Origin of the sequence: Stappia sp. MMSF_3263, from assembly GCF_030733745.1 — a bacterium.
GTDB lineage: Bacteria > Pseudomonadota > Alphaproteobacteria > Rhizobiales > Stappiaceae > Stappia.
In genome coordinates, this window is sequence record NZ_JASHIK010000016.1 from 58328 (window position 1) to 75730 (window position 17403).

The window sequence follows — 17403 nt, forward strand, 5'->3', positions numbered from 1 at the left end:
CGTCGCCCGTCAGGTGGCGAGCGGAACTGTCAGTGCGGAGGCAAGCAGGCGGCGGGTGTAGTCATGCGCGGGGCCGGCGAAGAGACGCTCGGCCTCGTCCAGCTCGACGATCCGCCCCTCCTGCATCACCGCGACCCGGTCGGCGATATATTCGACGACGGCAAGGTCGTGGCTGATGAACAGATAGGTCAGGCCGAACTCGGCGCGCAGCTCCATCAACAGGTTGAGCACCTCCGCCTGGACGGAAACGTCGAGCGCCGATGTGGGCTCGTCGCAGATGACAATCTCGGGCCTCGAGATGAGCGCCCGGGCGATGGCGACACGCTGACGCTGGCCGCCCGACATCTGGCTCGGATAGGCGTCGAGCATTCGCGCGGGCATGCGCAGGATGTCGAGCAGCTCGCGCACGCGGGCGAGCCGCTCCGATGCCGGCACGCCACCGGCGATAACCAGCGGCATCTCGATGAGCTGGCGCACGGTCTTGCGCGGATTGAGCGAGGAATATGGGTCCTGGAACACCGGCTGGACGCGTGCAGCGAATTTGCGCCGGGCGATCGAGGAGACGGGCATGCCGTCGAGAAAGACCTCGCCCGAGGTCGGTGCCTCGAGACCGAGCAGGATGCGCGACAGGGTGCTCTTGCCGCTGCCGGATTCCCCGACCAGCGCCAGCACCTCGCCGCGCCTGAGATCGAGGCTGACGCCGGCCAGCGCGTCCAGCATCCTTGCTTGCCCGAACATGCCACCGCTCAGTCGGTAGGTCCGGCGAACGTCGCGGATTTCCATCACGGGCACGGTGCCGGTTCCGGTCATGGGCGCGTCTCCCGGGTGGCGGTATCGTCGGTGTCTTCGCTCCAGCGGATGGCGCCGAGCGTGTCGCGGCCCCAGCGCATGCCGCGTCGCGGCACGGAGGACAGGAGCGCCCTGGTATAGGGGTGCCTGGGATGGCGCAGCAGGTCGTCGACCGGTCCGCCGTCGACCGTGCGCCCGCCATACATGACCTGGACGCGATGGGCGATGCGCGAGACAACTCCGATGTCGTGGCTGATGAAAACCATGGCGAGACCGCGCTCCTGCTGCAGGCCGGCCAGAAGGTCGAGGATCTGCGCCTGCACCGTCACGTCGAGCGCCGTGGTCGGCTCGTCGGCGATGATCAGCTCTGGATCGCAAAGCAGAGCCATGGCGATCATCACCCGCTGGCGCAGTCCACCCGAGAGCTGGTGCGGATAGACGTCCATGCGCTCGCGCGGATGCGGGATGCCGACCCGGTCGAGCAGGTCGATGGCACGTTCGCGCGCCTCCTTCATCGGGGTTCTGCGATGGCGGAGCCAGGTTTCGGTGAGCTGCCGTCCGACGGTGAGCACCGGATTGAGCGCGGTCATCGGCTCCTGGAAGATCATCGCCATGCGCTCGCCGCGCAGGTCCGCCATCTGCCGTTCGCCAAGGCCGGTAAGGTCGGTCTCGCCAAGGCGCATCTCGTCGGCGGTGACGGAGATCCGCTCCGGCAGCAGGCGCATCACCGCCATCGAGGTGACCGACTTGCCGCAGCCGCTTTCGCCGACGATGCCGAGGGTCTCGCCGGCCGCGACCTGAAGGTCGACGCCCCGCACGGCGGCGAGCGGTCCGGCATGGGTGGGGATGGAGACTTCCAGGTTGCGAACACTGAGCACGGTCGTCATCCCCGTCCCTCCGGAGTGAGGACGTCGCGCAGGCCGTCGCCGATCAGGTTGATGCCGAGCACCAGGATGGCGATGGCCGCGCCCGGCAGGGCGATCAGGCGGGCATCGAAGAAGACCATGCCCTTGCCCTCCGACACCATCAGTCCCCATGAAGGGGTTGGTGGCTGGACGCCGAGACCGAGGAAGGAAAGCGCCGATTCCAGCAGGATGGCGTGGGCGACTTCCAGCGAGCCGATGACGACCAGCGGTCCGACGAGATTGGGCAGCAGTTCGACGATCAGGATGCGCGGCGTCGAGGCGCCCATGGCGCGCGCGGCGGTGACGAATTCCTGGTTGCGCAATTGCTGGGTGGCGGAGCGCACGACGACGGCGAAACGGTCCCACAGCAGCAGGCTGAGAACGGCGACGACGATCCACAATTCGCCGCCGAACAGCGAGACGACGGCAAGGGCGACGAGCACCACGGGCAGTGCCAGGCGAACGGAGACGATGAAGGTGACGAGACTGTCGACCTTGCCGCCGAAATAGCCGGCGAGAAGCCCGAGCGTGGTGCCGATGATGCCGGAGCCGAGCGCGGCCGTGAGGCCGATCAGCATCGAGATGCGCGCGCCGTAGAGAATGCGGGAGAAGTAGTCTCGGCCGAGCGCATCGGTGCCGAAGATGTGCTCCCAGGAGCCTTTTTCGGACCAGACCGGAGGCACCAGCCGCTTGCTGAGATCCTGAAGGTAGGGATCGTGCGGCGCGATCACAGGCGCGGCAAGCCCGACAAGCAGCACGGCGAGAACGATCGTACCGCCTATCAAGAGGCCGCGATGCGCCCTTGCGCGCTTCATCAGGATGCGGCGGGGCGAGGGATGGGGAAGGGGGGAGGCGACGGTCATCGGGTCAGCTCACGCGGATGCGGGGATCGAGCCAGGCGTTGATCACGTCGGCAAGGAAGGTCAGCCAGACATAGATCATCGCGTAGACGAGAATGATCGCCTGGATGGTCGGGAAATCGTTGCGGGCGATGCTTTCCCAGGCGAGCAGGCCGATGCCGCGAATGCCGAAGACGCTCTCCACCACGACCGAGCCGCCGAGGATGAAGCCGAACTCGACCGCGGCGACGCTGATCACCGGCAGGATGGCGTTGCGGATGGCGTGGCCGAACAGGACCTGGCGCGGCAGCATGCCCTTGGCCCGCGCCGTGCGGACATAGTCGGAGGCGAGCGCGTCGATCATGCCGGCACGGCACAGGCGCAGCATGGACGGCGCGGCGTAGTAGCCCAGCACCAGCGCCGGCAGCACGAAGTGGGCAAGCGTCTGGGAACCGGAGACCGGCAGCACCCGCAGCTTGACGGCGAACAGCCAGATCAGCATCAGCCCGAGCCAGAAACTCGGCGTCGCCTGGCCGATGGTGCCGAAAGTGAGGGCGGCACGGTCCGAGACCCTGTTCTGGCGCATCGCGGCGATGATGCCGAGCGGGATCGAGAGGATGAGCGCGACTACGATGGCGAGGACGCCGAGCGTCGCCGTTGCCGGAAAGCGCTCCGCGAGAAGGCTGACGACGGGCTTGCTGAAATAGATGCTGTCGCCGAAGTCGCCGCGCGCCGCATTGGCGACCCAGGCGCCGTACTGGACGAGGATCGGCCGGTCGAAGCCGTAGCGGGTGCGGATGACGGCGATGTCGTCTTCCGTGGCGCCTTCGCCGGCAATCGCGATGGCGGGATCGCCGGAGACGAACATCAGGCCGAAGCTGATGCCGGAGACGACCAGGGCGACGAGGGCCGCGATCGCCAGTCTCTTGAGGGTGAAGCGGAGCATGCCGGGCCTTTGCAGGAAGGCTGTGCCGCAGCGCGAGACGCCGCGGCAGTCAGCGAAAAGTGAACGGGTCCGGCGCCGCATCCGGGCGCGGTGCCGGACCCCTTGCCGTTACTTCCAGCTTGTCGCGTAGAAGCGCGGCAATTCGTCAGCCGACGGAGTGAAGTCGAGCTGGGCATTGTAGGTGTAGTTCTTGGTGTAGCTGAACAGCGGCAGCCAGTAGACCTCGTCGGCAATCAGCTGCAGGGCCTCGGTGTAACCGGCCTTGCGCACCAGCGGGTCCGTTGCCAGATCGGCGCGGCGAACCGCTTCCTGGAGTGCTGCGTCCTTGGCCGGGTCGTCCGGACCGCCGCCGAAGAAGTAGCTGGTGATGGCCGAGACGTCGGGGATGGAGGACGAGCCCCAGGTCATGTTGGCGACCGGTACCTTGCCTTCGCGGATCAGGTCGCGGGCGGCGGCGTATTTCATCCAGCGCAGGTTGGCCTTGATGCCGACCTTGGCGAGGTCGCCCATGATCGCCTCGGTGACCTCACGATCGCGGTAGCCATAAAAGTCGACCGTGAAGCCGTCCGCCTTGCCGGCTTCGGCAAGCAGGGCCGTTGCCTTTGCCGGGTCGTAATCATAGGCGGCGACATCGTCCGTGCAGCCGAACTGGGTCGGATGGCAGGCGGCGTTCACCAGTTGGCTGTTCTCGCCCATCAGGTACTTGGCGATGCGGGCCCGGTCGATGGCGTGGCCGACAGCCTTGCGTACGCGCACGTCGGTGAAGACGTCGGTGCCGCTGGTGCCCTTCAGGTCGAAGGTCAGGTAGCTGATGCGCATGGTCGGCGCGTTGACCGACGTGAGGTGCGGTGCTTCGGCAAGGGCAGCGGCCTGGTCGTTGCTGATGCCCCAGACCCAGTCGACGCCGCCGGTCATCAACTCGGCGATCTGCGTCGCGCCGTCCGAGATCGTACGGTAGGTGATCGCGCCGATGGACGGCTTGCCCTTGGGGCCGCCCTCGAAATAAGCCTCGTTGGCTTCCATCGTCACCGTGTCGCCGGTACCGAAGCCCGTCACCTTGTAGGGGCCCGTGCCGTTCGCCGGGACAGCGGCGAAGCGCTTGTTGCCGTCGCTGCCGGCCTCGGCCTTGTCGAAATGTCCCTCGGCCATGATCGGCAGCACGAGGGCCAGATAGGAGAGGGCGGCGGGGAAGGGCTCGTTGAGATGCAGGCGGACCGAATTGTCGCCGGTCTTCTCCGCGCTCTTCAGCCACTTGATGTCGCCGTAGTTGAGGACGGCGTTCTTCGGGTCGACGACGAAGTTCAGCGTGTAGACGACATCCTCGGGGCCGAAGCTGCTGCCGTCATGAAACGTGACGCCCTCACGCAGGTCGAACTCGAGCGTGTACGGGTCGACCTGGCGCCAGGCGGTGGCCAGAAGCGGCTCGAAGGTCTGGGCCGCCTGATCCCAGTAGACGAGCCCGTCATAGACATGCTGCGAGACGACAACCGCTTCGCGGGACGTGTCGAAATAGGTGTCGGCCGCGGTCAGTTCCTTCTCCGCCGACCACACGAGCGTGTTCTCCGCCGGTCCGGCAAGGGCCGGGCTGGCAAAAGGAGCTGCGAGGAAGAGGGACGCGGCAAGTGCCGTTCCGAGTTTCAAGCTGTTCAGGGACATCTGGACCTCCTGGGCGCTGGATCGCCCTTGATCGATATTTTGTTACGATTATCAAATAATGATTATCGACATCGATATTTAAACGTGGCAACTTATTGCTTGTCAAGCGCGGCCGTCTCGTGCGGCAAATGAGGCGAGGGGAGCGACGACACACCATGAACGAACAGGCCAGGCCACCGGTGCTTGCCAGCACGCTCGAGCGGGGGATGCGGGTGCTGGCGCTTTTCCGCGACAACCACGCCCCGCTCAGCCTGACCGAGATCGCCGAGGCGGCCGGGCTGGAAAAGAGCGCCGCGCAGCGGCTGACCTACACGTTGCACGCGCTTGGCTATCTTGACCGGGACGAGAAGACCCGCCGCTACCGGCCAGGTCTCAGGATGCTCGATCTCGCCTATGCCTTTCTCATTCACGACCGGCTTCTGGAGCGCGCGCTGCCGCGCATGATCGAGGCGAGCCGGACATTCCGGACCACGGTCAATCTTGGCGTTCTCGACGGTCACGAGGTCGTCTACAAGGCCCGGATTCCTCATACGAGCCTTGCCTATGACACGACGCTGATCGGCGTGCGGCAGCCGGCGGCGGTCACGGCTGTGGGGCAGGTGATCGCGGCTTTCTCGCCGCCGGAGGCGCTGGAGACGATGCTGGCGCCCGGCCTGCCGGAGCCGGTCACGCCCTTCACCTGTCAGGATCCGCAGATTGTGCGCGCCCGCGTCGCCCAGGCGCAACGCGAGGGCTATGTCATCTCGGTGCAACAGATCATGGTGCAGGAGATCGTCATCGCGGCGCCCGTGATCGGGGCGAACCGGCAGGCGGTCGCCGCGATAAGCATGCCCGTCTATCTGCCCGAGTGGGACGAGGAACGGGTGCGGCGCGAACTCGTGCCGGCAATCACCGATGCCTCGCGGACGATTTCCTCGATCGTGGCGCTGAGCTGAGACGAGAGAGACGCTCTCACATGACCTGGAGCGTGGCGGCGGCGAGGGCCGCATAGCGGCCGGTCTTGGCAATGGCGACCAGCACGAGAAACACGACGAAGCGCTCGCGCATGATGCCGGCCGCCAGCGTCAGGGGGTCGCCGATCACCGGCATCCAGGAAAGCAGCAGCGACCATTTCCCGTAGCGCGCGTACCAGCCCTGCGCCCGCACCAGCGCGGCTTCGCCGACGGGGAACCAGCGCCGGTCGCGAAACCGCTCGATGCCCCGTCCCAGCAGCCAGTTGACGACCGAACCGAGCGTGTTGCCAAGGCTTGCCACGACGACAAGGCCGCTCGCCGGATGTCCGGCCAGCAGCAGGCCGGCAAGCAGCCCTTCCGATTGCAGCGGCAGCAGCGTTGCCGCCCCGAAGGCGGAGAGGAACAGCCCCCCGTAGATGCCAAGCAGCAGCATGTGTCGCGGCGACCCTTCCGTTCCGTTTGTCTGGCATGCCTATAGGCCAGCGGGCAGCGGCCGTCACGCGCCGACCTTGCTCGCGGACATTTCCCGGGACGCGGGGTAGCAGACGGAACGACTCGCCGGACCGTTGAGACAACTGCAGGAGCGGAAGGGAAGGAGCGTCCGCCGGGCCCGCCGGCTGGGGTGGGAAAGGCGCTGGCACTGGTCCGGCGGACGCGAAGGGTTTTTATCCGCGACATGTTTTACGTCGATGGGGCGTCGCGGTTCGTTGTGTGGCGGCGGGCGCGAGACGGGCTGACCTTCCGTTGACCGGCCGCGCCGCTGTGTTCAACGAACCAAGAACCGTGCCAAGTGCGGAATTGTGGTGTTCCTGGCCGAAAACCTTGCGTGAGGCGCGCGCTTGGCCGCGTCAAGGGCGAGCCGGCGACGTGTTCGATCCGCATATGGCATCGATGGATTCGCGTTTTGCGAAGAAATAATCCTGTTATGCAATCGTATTCAGATTGGCGTTTCGCGAAGTTCGTTGCGTGGATCGTGAAATGATCGGAAAGACCAGAAGGATGACCACCGGTTGTCAACGTCCGGGAAACATCCATGGGATCGATGCGGGTGGCCACGAGCCCGGCCGGCGTCGAATGAGCCGGAGCCGCTGATGGCGGCTTGCTCGCGTGTCGTTTAGGGGGAGGTGTTCTTCGCCGGTGAATCGCTTTTGAAGCGAGGTGGTACGCCCAACGGAAGTAGACGGAGTAAAGAAAAACAATGGCTTAGGCGAAAAACCGTCTAACCAACGAGCCGTTGATCCACATGGCAAAATTAGGGAATCGCCTAACCGTTCCAAGTAAACGGAAGGCTTCCGCCGATACAGTGCCACAACCGAATTCGTTCTGCTGACAAAGGTCTTTATGCAGAGCGACCGCGCCGGGGTCAAATCAAGCCTCCGCAACCAAAATTACCAAGCAATATCAGAGATTACAGACACTCCTTGGCCCAAAAGCCGGGGCGTTTCTGCGTTCAGGCACATTTGAGGCACACTCAGAATCAATGGCACACAACAACCGCCAATATATGCCAGCGGTTTGAGCACCAAAGTCGATCGCTGGTGTGCCTCAGGCACATCCGCTACTTCCGGATCATGAACGTGCCGTATGGCAAGTACGTCACCCGCGTCGTGACCGGGCAGGATCTGGATGGCTCATCCGACGAAGCTGGTGCAGTCGGCAGCTAAGGCGTCCGTCGCCCCACCCAAGCCGAGCTATCGGCCGCGTCTGCCGGTCAATATCGGCGAACTGCTTAAGCTACTCTCCACACCTGCTGATCGGGTTCGATGCTGTTGAAGTAGACCACGGCGGGCGGCTGTCCGCCATGGGCGGCGTGTGGCCGCTGGTGATTGTAGAACTCGACGACGGAACGCCCACGGGACCGGTTTTGAGCGCAAGCTTCTTTACCCATGGCATCCCTGGACTGGACGGCAAGTCTGCGAGCTTCGGCAGCATCGACATTCCGGATTATGCCGAGGCCATAGCACAGTATCGTGCGTTCGTGGACGGAGCCAACGGTAACCAGCCGGGCGATCCGAAGCTGCTCGCTGAGATGATCGTGGCACTTGCTTCGCAGGGCGAGGTGCCCTCGCGGCTCGTGTTCGGCGAAGACGCCCGGCAGTGGGCCGGTTCTAAGGTTGATCAATTGCGGCAGGAGATCACCCGGTCCGCAGATCACGGATGACACGACAGTCCAAGGCACCGGCAGGGGAGTGATTAATCAGCCCTATAAGTGACCCTCGGGTGCTTCCTATAGACGAGCCTCCAATGGGACGTCCGGATCGGACTAAAGAAGCAGATCGTGGATCTCTGGGCGCGGCTCCTCTTTAGGTGCCACGCTTCCCCGGCCAGGCCGTGAGTGCGAGATCGATCAGCTGCTTTAACCGGGTGTTGCAGGCGCCATCGCAGGCCTGTGCCGACATGCCCTGAATGATCGCGCCATAGAAGCGCGCGAGCGTATCTGTGTCAGTCTGCGCTGGCAATTCGCCTTCCTCGACGGCCCGGTCAAAGCGGGTTTTGAGGATCTGCATCGAGGCTTCCCGCAAGGCCGCTGTCATCTGCGCGACGGATGCGTTTTCTTCCGCATGCTGCAGAACGGCCGTCGAGACCATGCAGCCGCGCGGCTTGCCGGGCTGCGTGTCTCCGTCAGCGATATCGTAAAGGTACAGCCTGAGGGCGTCGTAAACCGGAAGGGGTGATTGCAGGATTTCCATCCGGCGGCCGCTTTCACGGGCAATGCCGAACTCGAGCGCCTGACGGTAGAGTTCCTGCTTCGAGCCGAACATGGAGTAGAGCGTTGGCGGATTGATCCCCATGGCCTTCGTGAGGTCGGCGGTCGAGGTCCCTTCATAACCGCGTTCCCAGAACAGGCGAGCCGCGATGTCGAGGCCCGCGTCGCGTTCGATCGCGCGAGGTCTGCCCCGTTTGCGAGCTGGCTTCGGCATTAAATAGTGATCCCTATTAAATTATTGACATCGTCATTTGCATCCTTATTGTAGCGGTCACTATTTAATTTAGCAACGGAGTGATCCATGACCCAGAGACTTGAAAACAAGATTGCCCTCATCACCGGAAGTTCACGCGGCATCGGGCGGGCGGTTGCCCTTGCGTTGGCGAAGGAAGGCGCGGCGCTGATCGGCGTGCATTACACCGCCAATGCCGATGCAGCCAATGCCACGCTTCGCGACATCGAGGCGCTCGGGGTGAAGGCGGTTGGCGTCAAGGCCGACTTGCGGGAGGGCAAGGAGGCGGCCGACAGCCTTTGGGCGCAGTTCGGCGAAGCTTCGCGTGCCGAGACGGGCTCCGCCGCTCTCGACATTCTGGTGAACAACGCCGGCATTGCGCCCGCCCTGCCGTTGAAGCAGACGAGCGAAGCTGTGTTCGACGAGGTTATGGCCATCAATTACAAGGCGCCATTCTTCCTGATACAGACCGTGGCCGACCATATTCGCGACAATGGCCGCATCATCAATGTATCGACCGGCTTCACCCGGATTGCGGCACCGACACATCCGGCCTATGCGGCCTCCAAGGGGGCACTGGAAACATTGACGCTGGCGCTGGCGCCGGAATTTGCCGCGCGCGGTATCACGGTCAATGCCGTGCTACCGGGCGTGACGGAGACGGACATGAATGCCGAGTGGCTGGCATTGCCGGATGCGCGCGCCGGCGCCGAAGCCCTCTCGGTCTTCTCACGCGTCGGAAATCCGGAAGACGTCGCCGACGTCATCGCCTTTCTGGCATCGAACGAGGCGCGATGGACGACGGGCCAGATGATTGATGCGACCGGCGGCGCCCGGATCTGAACAATCCCGACCACGCGGCCGTGAGAGGCGGTCCGCACATGGCCGGGGCGAGCGCATCGCAACTAAGATGCGCTCGCCGCAGCGGCGTTATCGCCGAACTGCAGATCAGCTCAATCCTTCCTCCGCAAACGCCCGGATGACGGAAGGCATTGCCTTCATGCGGTCCAGGCAATTCTGCAGATTTGCGGGCAGATCAACGCCGCTCTTTGGCGCAACCATCAGGATCCAGAAGAGATAGCAGGCGGCAATCGTCATGTCGTTGCTGATCACGAATGCCTTGTCGCCCATCTGATCGGCGAGAATTGCGAAGGCCTTCTTGATCTTCTCCCGGGCACGCTGCTTTTCCGGTTCGGGGAAATCCCTGAAGAACGGGGCGTAGGCTCCGTGGATTTAGCTGGACATGTAGGCGAGTGCCTCGAATGTCCGCCACCTGAGCATGCGGTCTTCGGGCAGGAGCTTACCGCTTTCCTCGGCGATATAGGTCAGGATGACCTGATTCTCCGTCAGGATCGTTCCGTCGTCCATCTCGATGGTTGGAATGTAGCCCTTCGGGTTGAGCGCCAGAAAATCGCGGCCATCCTCCGTCCTTTTCTCGCGATCGATGCCGACGAGCCGATAGGCAAGCCCGGCCTCGATGAGCGCTATGTGATCGGCCAGGCTGCAGGCGCCGGGATAATAAAACAGCTTCACGTGCGATCTCCTTGTTGAACCCGGCCAGAGTCGATGCTTGGAACCAGGTCTAATTTGTTGACCACAGCCATTTATGGGACTTAAAAGAAGCCGTCAAAAGCATAAATTTCGAAGCAGGTCAGATGGATATGACTGTCAAGCCAGCCGGCGCCGACTGTCGTGCCGTAAGCGAGATCCTCAGTCGCATCGGCGACAAGTGGACGATCCAGGTGGTCGTCGCGCTTCGCTCGGGCCCACACCGCTTCAACGAAATCAAGCGGCGCGTGGGCGGCATTTCGCAGCAGATGCTGACCAGGACGCTCAAGACGCTGGAACGCGACGGTATGGTCGACCGCACCGTGCGCCACACCACGCCGCCGCAGGTCGAATATGCCCTGACGCCGCTCGGACATTCCCTGTCCGAAGCCGCAAGGCAGCTCGCCGATTGGGCAGCGGCCCATCGCGAAGCAATTGCAGCCAATCGCATCCGTCACGACAACCGCCAGCCTTGAAGCATTCCCGTCACAACAGGGCCGAAGCCCAGCCAGTCGGCATCGGAACGTCTGCACTGGGCTCGCCGCCTTCGGGACGAGCCGGAGTCACCACGCCACGCTTCGGCGCTGTGCGAGCTCGAAGAGCTGCCAAGGCAAAAGATTTCCACAGCGATCGGTGCGCTTTCTGGATCCCTTCGACGCTTCAGGGAAACAGCACTCTGCTGGTCTCCCGCAAATAGCGACGCGGCGGACAACCCATTTTACGCTTGAACGCTGCAGCGAAGGCGTATTCCGACATATATCCCAGCGAGGTCGCGATTTCGGCGATACTGTCGCGGGTTTCGATCAGCCGTTCGTCGGCGGGCTTGACGGTCCTATCCGATTCGTCGCACCAGATGCCCTATCCGAAGTCGATCGGAGGGCTTTGTCCTTCCGTTGGAGCAGGCCGAGAGCGACGAGCCTATTTAAGCGCGCTTACGTTAGCATGCTCGCTATTTAAATATGGTCAGGATTGTTTAAATAGCGTCATGCTGCCAAGATGACGCTATGACCGATTCCAACCTAGTTCAGCGCCTTGGCCGATATGTCGAAACCCCTGTCGCGGGCGAGATCGTACGCGCTTTCGTTCCGCCGCCTCTGCCACCGAAGCCGCAGATCGACGTCCTGGCGCTTCTGGACCGGCTGAGCCTCGCAGAGCGCGCGCTCGGGCGACTGGATGGCATTACCATGCTACTGCCGCGCCAGGAACTCTTCCTCTATATGTATGTGCGCAAGGAGGCGGTGCTCTCGTCCCAGATCGAGGGGACGCAATCCACACTGACCGATCTTTTGCGCTTCGAGAACCAGGCTCAGACCGGGGAACCGATTGACGACATCCGCGAAGTGTCGAACTACGTGGATGCGATGATGTACGGGCTGGAGCGGTTGGAAGAGCTGCCGCTATCCTTGCGTCTGATCCGCGAGATGCATGCCCGGCTGCTGCAAAGCGGACGCGGTGACACCAAAAGCCCGGGCGAGTTCCGCCGCTCGCAGAACTGGATCGGCGGCTCGCGCCCCGGCAATGCGCTCTATGTGCCACCGCCCGTCACCGAACTCGATGCCTGCCTCGACGCGCTGGAGCATTTTGTGCACGAGGATAGCTCGCGATTGCCTGCGCTGATCAAGGCCGGGCTGCTGCATGTCCAGTTCGAGACCATCCACCCGTTCCTCGATGGCAACGGCCGCATCGGTCGCCTTTTGGTGACGCTGTATCTTTGCGTCAACGGGGTGCTCCGCAAGCCGCTGCTCTATCTCAGCCTCTATCTGAAGACGCATCGTGCCGACTATTATCGGCTGCTGCAGGAAGTGCGGGAAAACGGCAATTGGGAAGCCTGGCTCGACTTCTTCTTGTCAGGTGTAGCCGATACGGCGAACCAGGCTTTTGAGGCGGCTACCCGAATTGTCGACCTCTTCAAGGAAGATCGCGAGCAGATCACGAACGAAAGCGACCGTGCAGGCTCGGCGCTGCGCATCCACGATCTTTTCCAGCAGAGCCCGTTCCTGACCTCCAACCAGCTTGTCCGGCAGACCGGCCTTTCGGCGCCGACAGTCAATGCTGCCTTGGCCGATCTGGAGAAGATGGGCATCGTCGAGGAGATCACCGGGCGCAAGCGGGGGAGAGTGTTCAGCTACCGGCGATATCTTGCGATCCTTAGCGAGGGAACTGATCCTTTGCCTGCCGCCACCTGAAATCTTCCGTCAGCCGCCCTAACTCTCATTGAGTCTGTTCTCTACGCTGCTGTGCGAAATAATTCTCCAAGGAGCGCTGTGTCCATCTGGAGCAAATTGGGGAGAAGAGGAGAGGGCGGTTGCAAGTAATGATGATTGCAGGCCCCCGCAACCAAAACAGATAATCAAGAACTTCGCTAGGGTCGATCTGTAATTTGCTCTGCTGTGGCGGTGGTCCGTCGAGGGTTTCATAGATCTGTCCGCACTGACCGCATTACGTGTACTCTTGCGGCCGTGCTCTATCGGGTCTCACAAGGTCGGACGGTGCATTGACTCGAACCGGGCTGCTTCGCGCCCATCGGATAACCTCCGCATCTCGTCCGTCCTTGCGTTCCCTCTCGGGATGCCGCCACCGGATCGGCGCGTGTGCGTCACCGCTGGCGAACTCTTGTTACCTCACCTCATGCTTCGAACAAAGTCCCGTCGCGCAGCATGGCATGCATCACGACTGCGAGGCGTCTGGCGAGGGCGGCGCGAGGGCTTCCAGAAGGTCCACCCAGAAGCGCCTGCGCGACCAGCGATTGAAGCGGTTGTAGATTGTCGTCGAAGGGCCATAGTCTTGCGGGCAATCGCACCAACGGCATCCCGTCTTCAGCACATGGATGATGCCGGAGATCACCCGGCGATCATCGACACGGCGAGCACCCGGTTGGTTCTTGGGCAGGTAGGGCTCTATCGTCGCCCATTGGGTGTCCGAAAGCAAAAACAGACGAGCCATCCACGCCTCGAATCTCCTGATTGGACGCTGTGAATCTGATTTGCGGCAACAGATCAATAGGCTGATTGGGTTTCGACCTAGGCCGTTCGAGGTCGTCAGTTCAAAATGAACCAGCACGGATGACTATCTTTGACCCAACTGGTGGTTTACCGCCGTCAACAAATCGATAAAATGGACTGGGCCTAATATTCGCAGGGATTCTCAACGGCTATGAAACACGTATTCGCTCTAATTTTTTCAATTGCTTCGCTTGCAGCCATAAGTGTAAATGCGCAAGAAAGTATTTGTAGAGAAGAAATAAATCCTATTTCGTCGAGCGATTTAGCATACAAGCAACGCGGCGACCGTTGTGAAGGGCTTTTTTCTCAGCAGGTGTCTGCGACAGGAATGCGTATTGCTGCTTATCATAGGCATCCCGCCTCTTATGATGAGACCTCGCTAGCACTAAACATATCATCTGGAGCAACAGACACCTCCAAAGCTCTGACGGTCACTTCTTTGCGCCCGAAACAATTTTACCGAATGGACGCGCGCTTCTCCGGAAATAACTATTCACTTCCGTTGGATGTTGTACGCCATCCTAACGTGAATGTGGTTCCGTCTGACTTTGCCGCAGTAGTATGCAAGGAAAACTGCGATACTTCAGTTCCTACGCTGACGCCCGCTTCTTTCGGAGGAGAAGACGCGTTCAATCCGTACATCGCATTGGTCGCAAATCTTGAATTGTTCGAACTGCGAATATCAATAAAGGCCGACGATACCGGGGAAGTTCTTTTTGATAAGGAGATGCTCGGCAATCGGACGTGGCCAGCCAGTCGACCAGCCACTTTTCCTTTGAAACCGTATTTGGAAAACCGCGCTAGCATCACCCTGGAGATCGTTGCGGTAGGGAGAGGCAAAAAGCAGATTGATAGCGTAAGCGCTCGTTTGGAACATGAATGACAATGTTTCAGAGTAGCGTGATCGGGCTTAAGCTTCTATTTCGAAAATCATTCAGAAGGTTTAAGTTTGTCCTGACGTGGCGTATGTATGCGATAATCGTATTCGTTGCATTGTCGATCTTTTCAATCTCTGTTATTGCTTTGGAACTTCTGCCAAGTCATTGGCTTGTGAGAACGACTTTTGTCGCCACACTCGAAACACAGAATTTGACTTTCCGAAATGGGCAGCAGAGTTCCAGTATTTCTGGAATTTCGGGGGCAAGCATCACTTTGCGGGAAGCTTCTGAATATTCTACAGATCAGTCGTTAGGCGCGAGTGATCTCACTCAGTTGCTCGGCACTCAAGGGGCCCAAAAATCAAACTCGAAAACGTTTTCAAAGGCCTCGCAAGACAGCTATTTAGAACTCGATAGTCTCTTTATTCCTGCTCGACGAGCGGTCGAGGTGTCCTCCTCTGGCCGGAACAAATTTGTTTCGCTGCACATTGTTGATGAAGAAGGAGGTGCGGCCTCCCAAACAACAGTAGTTTGGAATGGAAGCGTAACTTCGAATTCTGCTCCTATCTCTGAGAGGATTGGCAGCGATAGGTGGGAGGCTCACGCGCCACTCATTGAGATTGAAACGCCAGAAATCGCTGGCTTCATTTATAGCCCAGTGCCAGTGACTGCCCTCTCGACTGAACGTTTGCGCCTAAGTGGCTCAAACCAAATTGCCACCAGTTCGCTATTGCAAGGTGAGGTTCAATTTTATCTGAACTTCCCTTTTGGAAGTTATCCAACCGAGCCAGTCATTTTGCGTAGCGGTGAATTTACGCACTTTAGCGGCCTAGATGCTCAGCTCACTAATCTTGAACTGACCGAGACAGGGCTTCGTTTTCTTTTGGTTGGGCAAGCTGATGGGATAAAAGCAGGGTTCCTAAATAATCGCAGGAGCATAACCCCAAGCATGTTGGATGGATTACGTTCAATAGAAAGTCTTGTGATCATAGCATCCTCGATTTTTGGATTATTACTCGCCCTTTTAAGTGCAATAAGCTTAGGTCGAACACACACTGAGAGGTAAGACAATATGCGGATAGTCACGGGCATCGTCAGTTTGGCAATCAGCCTGTTAATGTGTGTTTCGGCGGGGCTAGCCCAAGAGGCTGAGGAAAACGAGAACGAAGCATTCTCCGCAAAACAGCTGGTCGTGATGATCGATGGTCGGTTTCCGACTACTGGAAAACTTACAGAGGGAGCCGGCATCGTCGTCGGCCGCAAAGGTGGATTGGTCTACATCGCGACCGCTGGGCACGTTGTGCAGGGGCTAACCGAAACAGCTGAAGACATAAAAGTTCAGTTCCGAGATCGACCAGGCGAAGAGATAGACGCCACGCCCTGGCCGTCAAATTTAGATAAAGGTATCGATCTTGCTGTTTTGGTCGTTCCTGAAGACCGGGCACCAGCTTCAATAACATCGCTCAATGAGTTTTCCGCAGCTCGTATCGCCCAAGAGGTAGAAGCTGGAGAGGGAGCCTATCTGTTTGGGCAACCAAGCGGCAAAGTCTGGAGCGGAAACAAAAGCCCGGAAAAAGTTGTCTCCTCTACGTCTACTGCAATTGAAGTTGAGTCAAGCTCAGTAGTTCCAGGCATGTCTGGTGGTGCAACCTTTGACGAAGGGCTGCGGATAATTGGGCTCATCATAGAAACCGACAATGGGCTGGCTCGCATCATTCCGTTGAAATTTCTAAAAGAGAAAATGGAAGAAGCCGGATATCCATTTGACTTAGTGGATACGAAAATCTCTCTTCCCAATGTTGATTTTGACCCGATCAGAGAACTCACAGCGCGAGGGTATCAACTATCAAAGAATGCAGGGTTCTTGGGATTCCGCGGAGGCGCAGATAGCGAGTTTGTACGCGCACTTTCTATAGGGCGCCCGCAGGACGCCGAGTTATTTGTTCAGGCTGGAATCAAACTGAACACTGATCGAGTGTTTTCAAAGATTGATGTACCGGCAGATTTAACAGAATCGCTTCTCAAAGCGAATTTATTGAGCTTCAAATTAAGTATCGGAACAGCTGCAAGCGGCGAAAAGGTCGCAGAGGCAAATAACTATTCTGACTGGTGTTCGAGAATTGCTCGCTTCGAATTGAGTGAAGAACAACTGAATAGTGATATTTTTGAATACATCAAAGCGAATAATATTGAGCTTATAAAAATTGCGTGCGCTGCGATGTTTTCAGATATCGAGGATTCCGTAAAGAACGCCAGCTTAGTATTAGAGAAAATCTCTAACCAGATATCGGCTGACGAGGCAAATTTAGAGAAGTATCAAAAGGCGTGTGTCGATTTTGTAAATCGGGATGCACCGGTCGAGGAAATCGCAAAGTACATATATGCTGTTGCATATAACCAAAAACGAGAACGCCCAGACTTTTGGGAGATGGGGATGGAAACTCTCCGCAAACTTCGCGTGGAATTGAATTCCGAGAACCTTGTCTTCTATGATGAGGATACTAGCGAATTCACTGGCCTATTTGGGTCGACTGGTCGAGACCGTGGATTTCGGAGGCTATATGATGAAACGCACGATGATTTTTATCGATATTATTCTGGCATTCGGCTTGTTGATTACATGATCGATTACAAAACAAAAGCAGATGTTAAGATGACAGACGCGTTGCGAGAATTGCTTGCCCCCCGCGTTGATAAGGTTTGTAAAAACGATGTAGCGGTGCGATCATTTACAACTGCCGAAACTGTCCAATACGAAGCCGCTCAAGCTTTTCTTCAAGCCCTTGATCAGTAGTCTATTGTCAGTAATGGATCAATACTCCCCAATATTGCCGTTTGAATCTTCTCCAGGTGCTGCGGCCCCCGGTCTTCCGAGGGGGCGCCCCGGAAGACCGGGGGCGCGTCATCGCCGATACTCCTTCCGATGGTCGGAAGGGGGATTTTGGTGA

18 protein-coding genes and 1 pseudogene are annotated in these 17403 nt (G+C 59.6%); 8 read left to right on the top strand and 11 right to left on the bottom strand.

Going from position 1 to position 17403, the window contains the following annotated elements; all coding sequences use genetic code 11:
• Positions 1-9: 9 nt before the first annotated feature.
• The 5 genes from RBB46_RS16775 to RBB46_RS16795 all read right to left on the bottom strand — a co-directional run bounded on the left by RBB46_RS16775 (position 10) and on the right by RBB46_RS16795 (position 5135).
• Entirely contained in the window at positions 10-810 is an 801-nt protein-coding gene (locus tag RBB46_RS16775) for an ATP-binding cassette domain-containing protein (protein ID WP_306030162.1), read from the bottom strand.
• The gene (locus tag RBB46_RS16780) at positions 807-1676 is read right to left on the bottom strand and encodes an ABC transporter ATP-binding protein (RefSeq protein ID WP_306030163.1); all 870 of its coding nucleotides are present in this window, start codon (positions 1674-1676) and stop codon (positions 807-809) included. Before RBB46_RS16780 ends, RBB46_RS16775 begins: the two co-directional genes overlap by 4 nt.
• Positions 1673-2557 carry an ABC transporter permease gene (locus RBB46_RS16785; protein ID WP_306030164.1) on the bottom strand — a complete coding sequence of 295 codons (885 nt, stop codon included), beginning with the start codon at positions 2555-2557 and terminating at the stop codon, positions 1673-1675. The genes RBB46_RS16780 and RBB46_RS16785 overlap by 4 nt, the downstream gene beginning before the upstream one ends.
• A 4-nt stretch (positions 2558-2561) precedes the next feature.
• Positions 2562-3479 (bottom strand): ABC transporter permease, encoded by a 918-nt coding sequence (locus RBB46_RS16790; protein ID WP_306030165.1) that lies wholly within the window; start codon positions 3477-3479, stop codon positions 2562-2564.
• Between the two features lie 108 nt (positions 3480-3587).
• Complete coding sequence (locus tag RBB46_RS16795) at positions 3588-5135, bottom strand: ABC transporter substrate-binding protein (protein ID WP_306030166.1); 1548 nt, start codon at positions 5133-5135, stop codon at positions 3588-3590.
• Between the two features lie 155 nt (positions 5136-5290).
• Between RBB46_RS16795 and RBB46_RS16800 the strand changes: the two genes are divergently transcribed.
• Positions 5291-6070: an IclR family transcriptional regulator gene (locus RBB46_RS16800; protein WP_306030167.1), complete on the top strand. Its 780-nt coding sequence runs from the start codon at positions 5291-5293 to the stop codon at positions 6068-6070.
• Between the two features lie 16 nt (positions 6071-6086).
• On the opposite strand, the gene RBB46_RS16805 is transcribed toward RBB46_RS16800, so the two are convergent.
• A complete protein-coding gene (locus tag RBB46_RS16805) occupies positions 6087-6521 on the bottom strand; it encodes a YqaA family protein (protein WP_306030168.1) in 435 nt (144 codons plus the stop codon).
• 1368 nt (positions 6522-7889) lie between these two features.
• Here RBB46_RS16805 and RBB46_RS16810 point away from each other — a divergent pair.
• On the top strand, positions 7890-8249 hold the full coding sequence (locus tag RBB46_RS16810) for a hypothetical protein (RefSeq protein ID WP_306030169.1): 360 nt from the start codon (positions 7890-7892) through the stop codon (positions 8247-8249).
• 142 nt (positions 8250-8391) lie between these two features.
• On the opposite strand, the gene RBB46_RS16815 is transcribed toward RBB46_RS16810, so the two are convergent.
• Positions 8392-9009 carry a TetR/AcrR family transcriptional regulator gene (locus RBB46_RS16815; protein WP_306030170.1) on the bottom strand — a complete coding sequence of 206 codons (618 nt, stop codon included), beginning with the start codon at positions 9007-9009 and terminating at the stop codon, positions 8392-8394.
• An 87-nt stretch (positions 9010-9096) separates the two neighbouring features.
• On the opposite strand from RBB46_RS16815, the gene RBB46_RS16820 reads away from it, so the two are divergent.
• Positions 9097-9870, top strand: a complete 774-nt coding sequence (locus tag RBB46_RS16820; RefSeq protein ID WP_306030171.1) for an SDR family oxidoreductase — start codon at positions 9097-9099, stop codon at positions 9868-9870.
• 105 nt (positions 9871-9975) lie between these two features.
• On the opposite strand, the gene RBB46_RS16825 is transcribed toward RBB46_RS16820, so the two are convergent.
• Together RBB46_RS16825 and RBB46_RS16830 are read right to left on the bottom strand one after the other, a co-directional pair.
• Positions 9976-10260, bottom strand: a complete 285-nt coding sequence (locus RBB46_RS16825) for a glutathione S-transferase C-terminal domain-containing protein (RefSeq protein ID WP_336623173.1) — start codon at positions 10258-10260, stop codon at positions 9976-9978.
• A complete protein-coding gene (locus tag RBB46_RS16830) occupies positions 10261-10560 on the bottom strand; it encodes a glutathione S-transferase N-terminal domain-containing protein (RefSeq protein ID WP_306030172.1) in 300 nt (99 codons plus the stop codon).
• 122 nt (positions 10561-10682) lie between these two features.
• Between RBB46_RS16830 and RBB46_RS16835 the strand changes: the two genes are divergently transcribed.
• A complete protein-coding gene (locus tag RBB46_RS16835; RefSeq protein ID WP_306030173.1) occupies positions 10683-11051 on the top strand; it encodes a helix-turn-helix domain-containing protein in 369 nt (122 codons plus the stop codon).
• A 184-nt stretch (positions 11052-11235) separates the two neighbouring features.
• On the opposite strand, the gene RBB46_RS16840 is transcribed toward RBB46_RS16835, so the two are convergent.
• The gene (locus RBB46_RS16840; protein ID WP_306030214.1) at positions 11236-11430 is read right to left on the bottom strand and encodes an AraC family transcriptional regulator; all 195 of its coding nucleotides are present in this window, start codon (positions 11428-11430) and stop codon (positions 11236-11238) included.
• 149 nt (positions 11431-11579) lie between these two features.
• On the opposite strand from RBB46_RS16840, the gene RBB46_RS16845 reads away from it, so the two are divergent.
• Complete coding sequence (locus RBB46_RS16845; RefSeq protein WP_306030174.1) at positions 11580-12761, top strand: Fic family protein; 1182 nt, start codon at positions 11580-11582, stop codon at positions 12759-12761.
• 511 nt (positions 12762-13272) lie between these two features.
• On the opposite strand, the pseudogene RBB46_RS16850 reads toward RBB46_RS16845, so the two are convergent.
• A pseudogene (locus RBB46_RS16850) lies at positions 13273-13518 on the bottom strand (transposase); the annotation flags it as partial.
• A gap of 210 nt (positions 13519-13728) precedes the next feature.
• Between RBB46_RS16850 and RBB46_RS16855 the strand changes: the two are divergent.
• Genes RBB46_RS16855 through RBB46_RS16865 form a run of 3 tightly spaced genes read left to right on the top strand, consistent with a single transcriptional unit; the run spans position 13729 to position 17249 of the window.
• Positions 13729-14460, top strand: a complete 732-nt coding sequence (locus tag RBB46_RS16855; protein ID WP_306030175.1) for a hypothetical protein — start codon at positions 13729-13731, stop codon at positions 14458-14460.
• The gene (locus RBB46_RS16860; RefSeq protein ID WP_306030176.1) at positions 14457-15521 is read left to right on the top strand and encodes a hypothetical protein; all 1065 of its coding nucleotides are present in this window, start codon (positions 14457-14459) and stop codon (positions 15519-15521) included. Before RBB46_RS16855 ends, RBB46_RS16860 begins: the two co-directional genes overlap by 4 nt.
• A gap of 6 nt (positions 15522-15527) precedes the next feature.
• On the top strand, positions 15528-17249 hold the full coding sequence (locus RBB46_RS16865) for a serine protease (protein ID WP_306030177.1): 1722 nt from the start codon (positions 15528-15530) through the stop codon (positions 17247-17249).
• Positions 17250-17403 lie beyond the last annotated feature (154 nt).

Excerpts from the sequence above, each read along its gene's own strand:
- RBB46_RS16845 (WP_306030174.1), top strand. The coding sequence starts at position 11,580 with ATGACCGATTCCAACCTAGTTCAGCGCCTTGGCCGATATGTCGAAACC.
- RBB46_RS16805 (WP_306030168.1), bottom strand. The coding sequence starts at position 6,521 with ATGCTGCTGCTTGGCATCTACGGGGGGCTGTTCCTCTCCGCCTTCGGG.
- RBB46_RS16780 (WP_306030163.1), bottom strand. The coding sequence starts at position 1,676 with ATGACGACCGTGCTCAGTGTTCGCAACCTGGAAGTCTCCATCCCCACC.
- RBB46_RS16790 (WP_306030165.1), bottom strand. The coding sequence starts at position 3,479 with ATGCTCCGCTTCACCCTCAAGAGACTGGCGATCGCGGCCCTCGTCGCC.
- RBB46_RS16835 (WP_306030173.1), top strand. The coding sequence starts at position 10,683 with ATGGATATGACTGTCAAGCCAGCCGGCGCCGACTGTCGTGCCGTAAGC.
- RBB46_RS16800 (WP_306030167.1), top strand. The coding sequence starts at position 5,291 with ATGAACGAACAGGCCAGGCCACCGGTGCTTGCCAGCACGCTCGAGCGG.
- RBB46_RS16855 (WP_306030175.1), top strand. The coding sequence starts at position 13,729 with ATGAAACACGTATTCGCTCTAATTTTTTCAATTGCTTCGCTTGCAGCC.
- RBB46_RS16860 (WP_306030176.1), top strand. The coding sequence starts at position 14,457 with ATGACAATGTTTCAGAGTAGCGTGATCGGGCTTAAGCTTCTATTTCGA.
- RBB46_RS16810 (WP_306030169.1), top strand. The coding sequence starts at position 7,890 with ATGGGCGGCGTGTGGCCGCTGGTGATTGTAGAACTCGACGACGGAACG.
- RBB46_RS16795 (WP_306030166.1), bottom strand. The coding sequence starts at position 5,135 with ATGTCCCTGAACAGCTTGAAACTCGGAACGGCACTTGCCGCGTCCCTC.
- RBB46_RS16775 (WP_306030162.1), bottom strand. The coding sequence starts at position 810 with ATGACCGGAACCGGCACCGTGCCCGTGATGGAAATCCGCGACGTTCGC.
- RBB46_RS16785 (WP_306030164.1), bottom strand. The coding sequence starts at position 2,557 with ATGACCGTCGCCTCCCCCCTTCCCCATCCCTCGCCCCGCCGCATCCTG.
- RBB46_RS16815 (WP_306030170.1), bottom strand. The coding sequence starts at position 9,009 with ATGCCGAAGCCAGCTCGCAAACGGGGCAGACCTCGCGCGATCGAACGC.
- RBB46_RS16820 (WP_306030171.1), top strand. The coding sequence starts at position 9,097 with ATGACCCAGAGACTTGAAAACAAGATTGCCCTCATCACCGGAAGTTCA.
- RBB46_RS16865 (WP_306030177.1), top strand. The coding sequence starts at position 15,528 with ATGCGGATAGTCACGGGCATCGTCAGTTTGGCAATCAGCCTGTTAATG.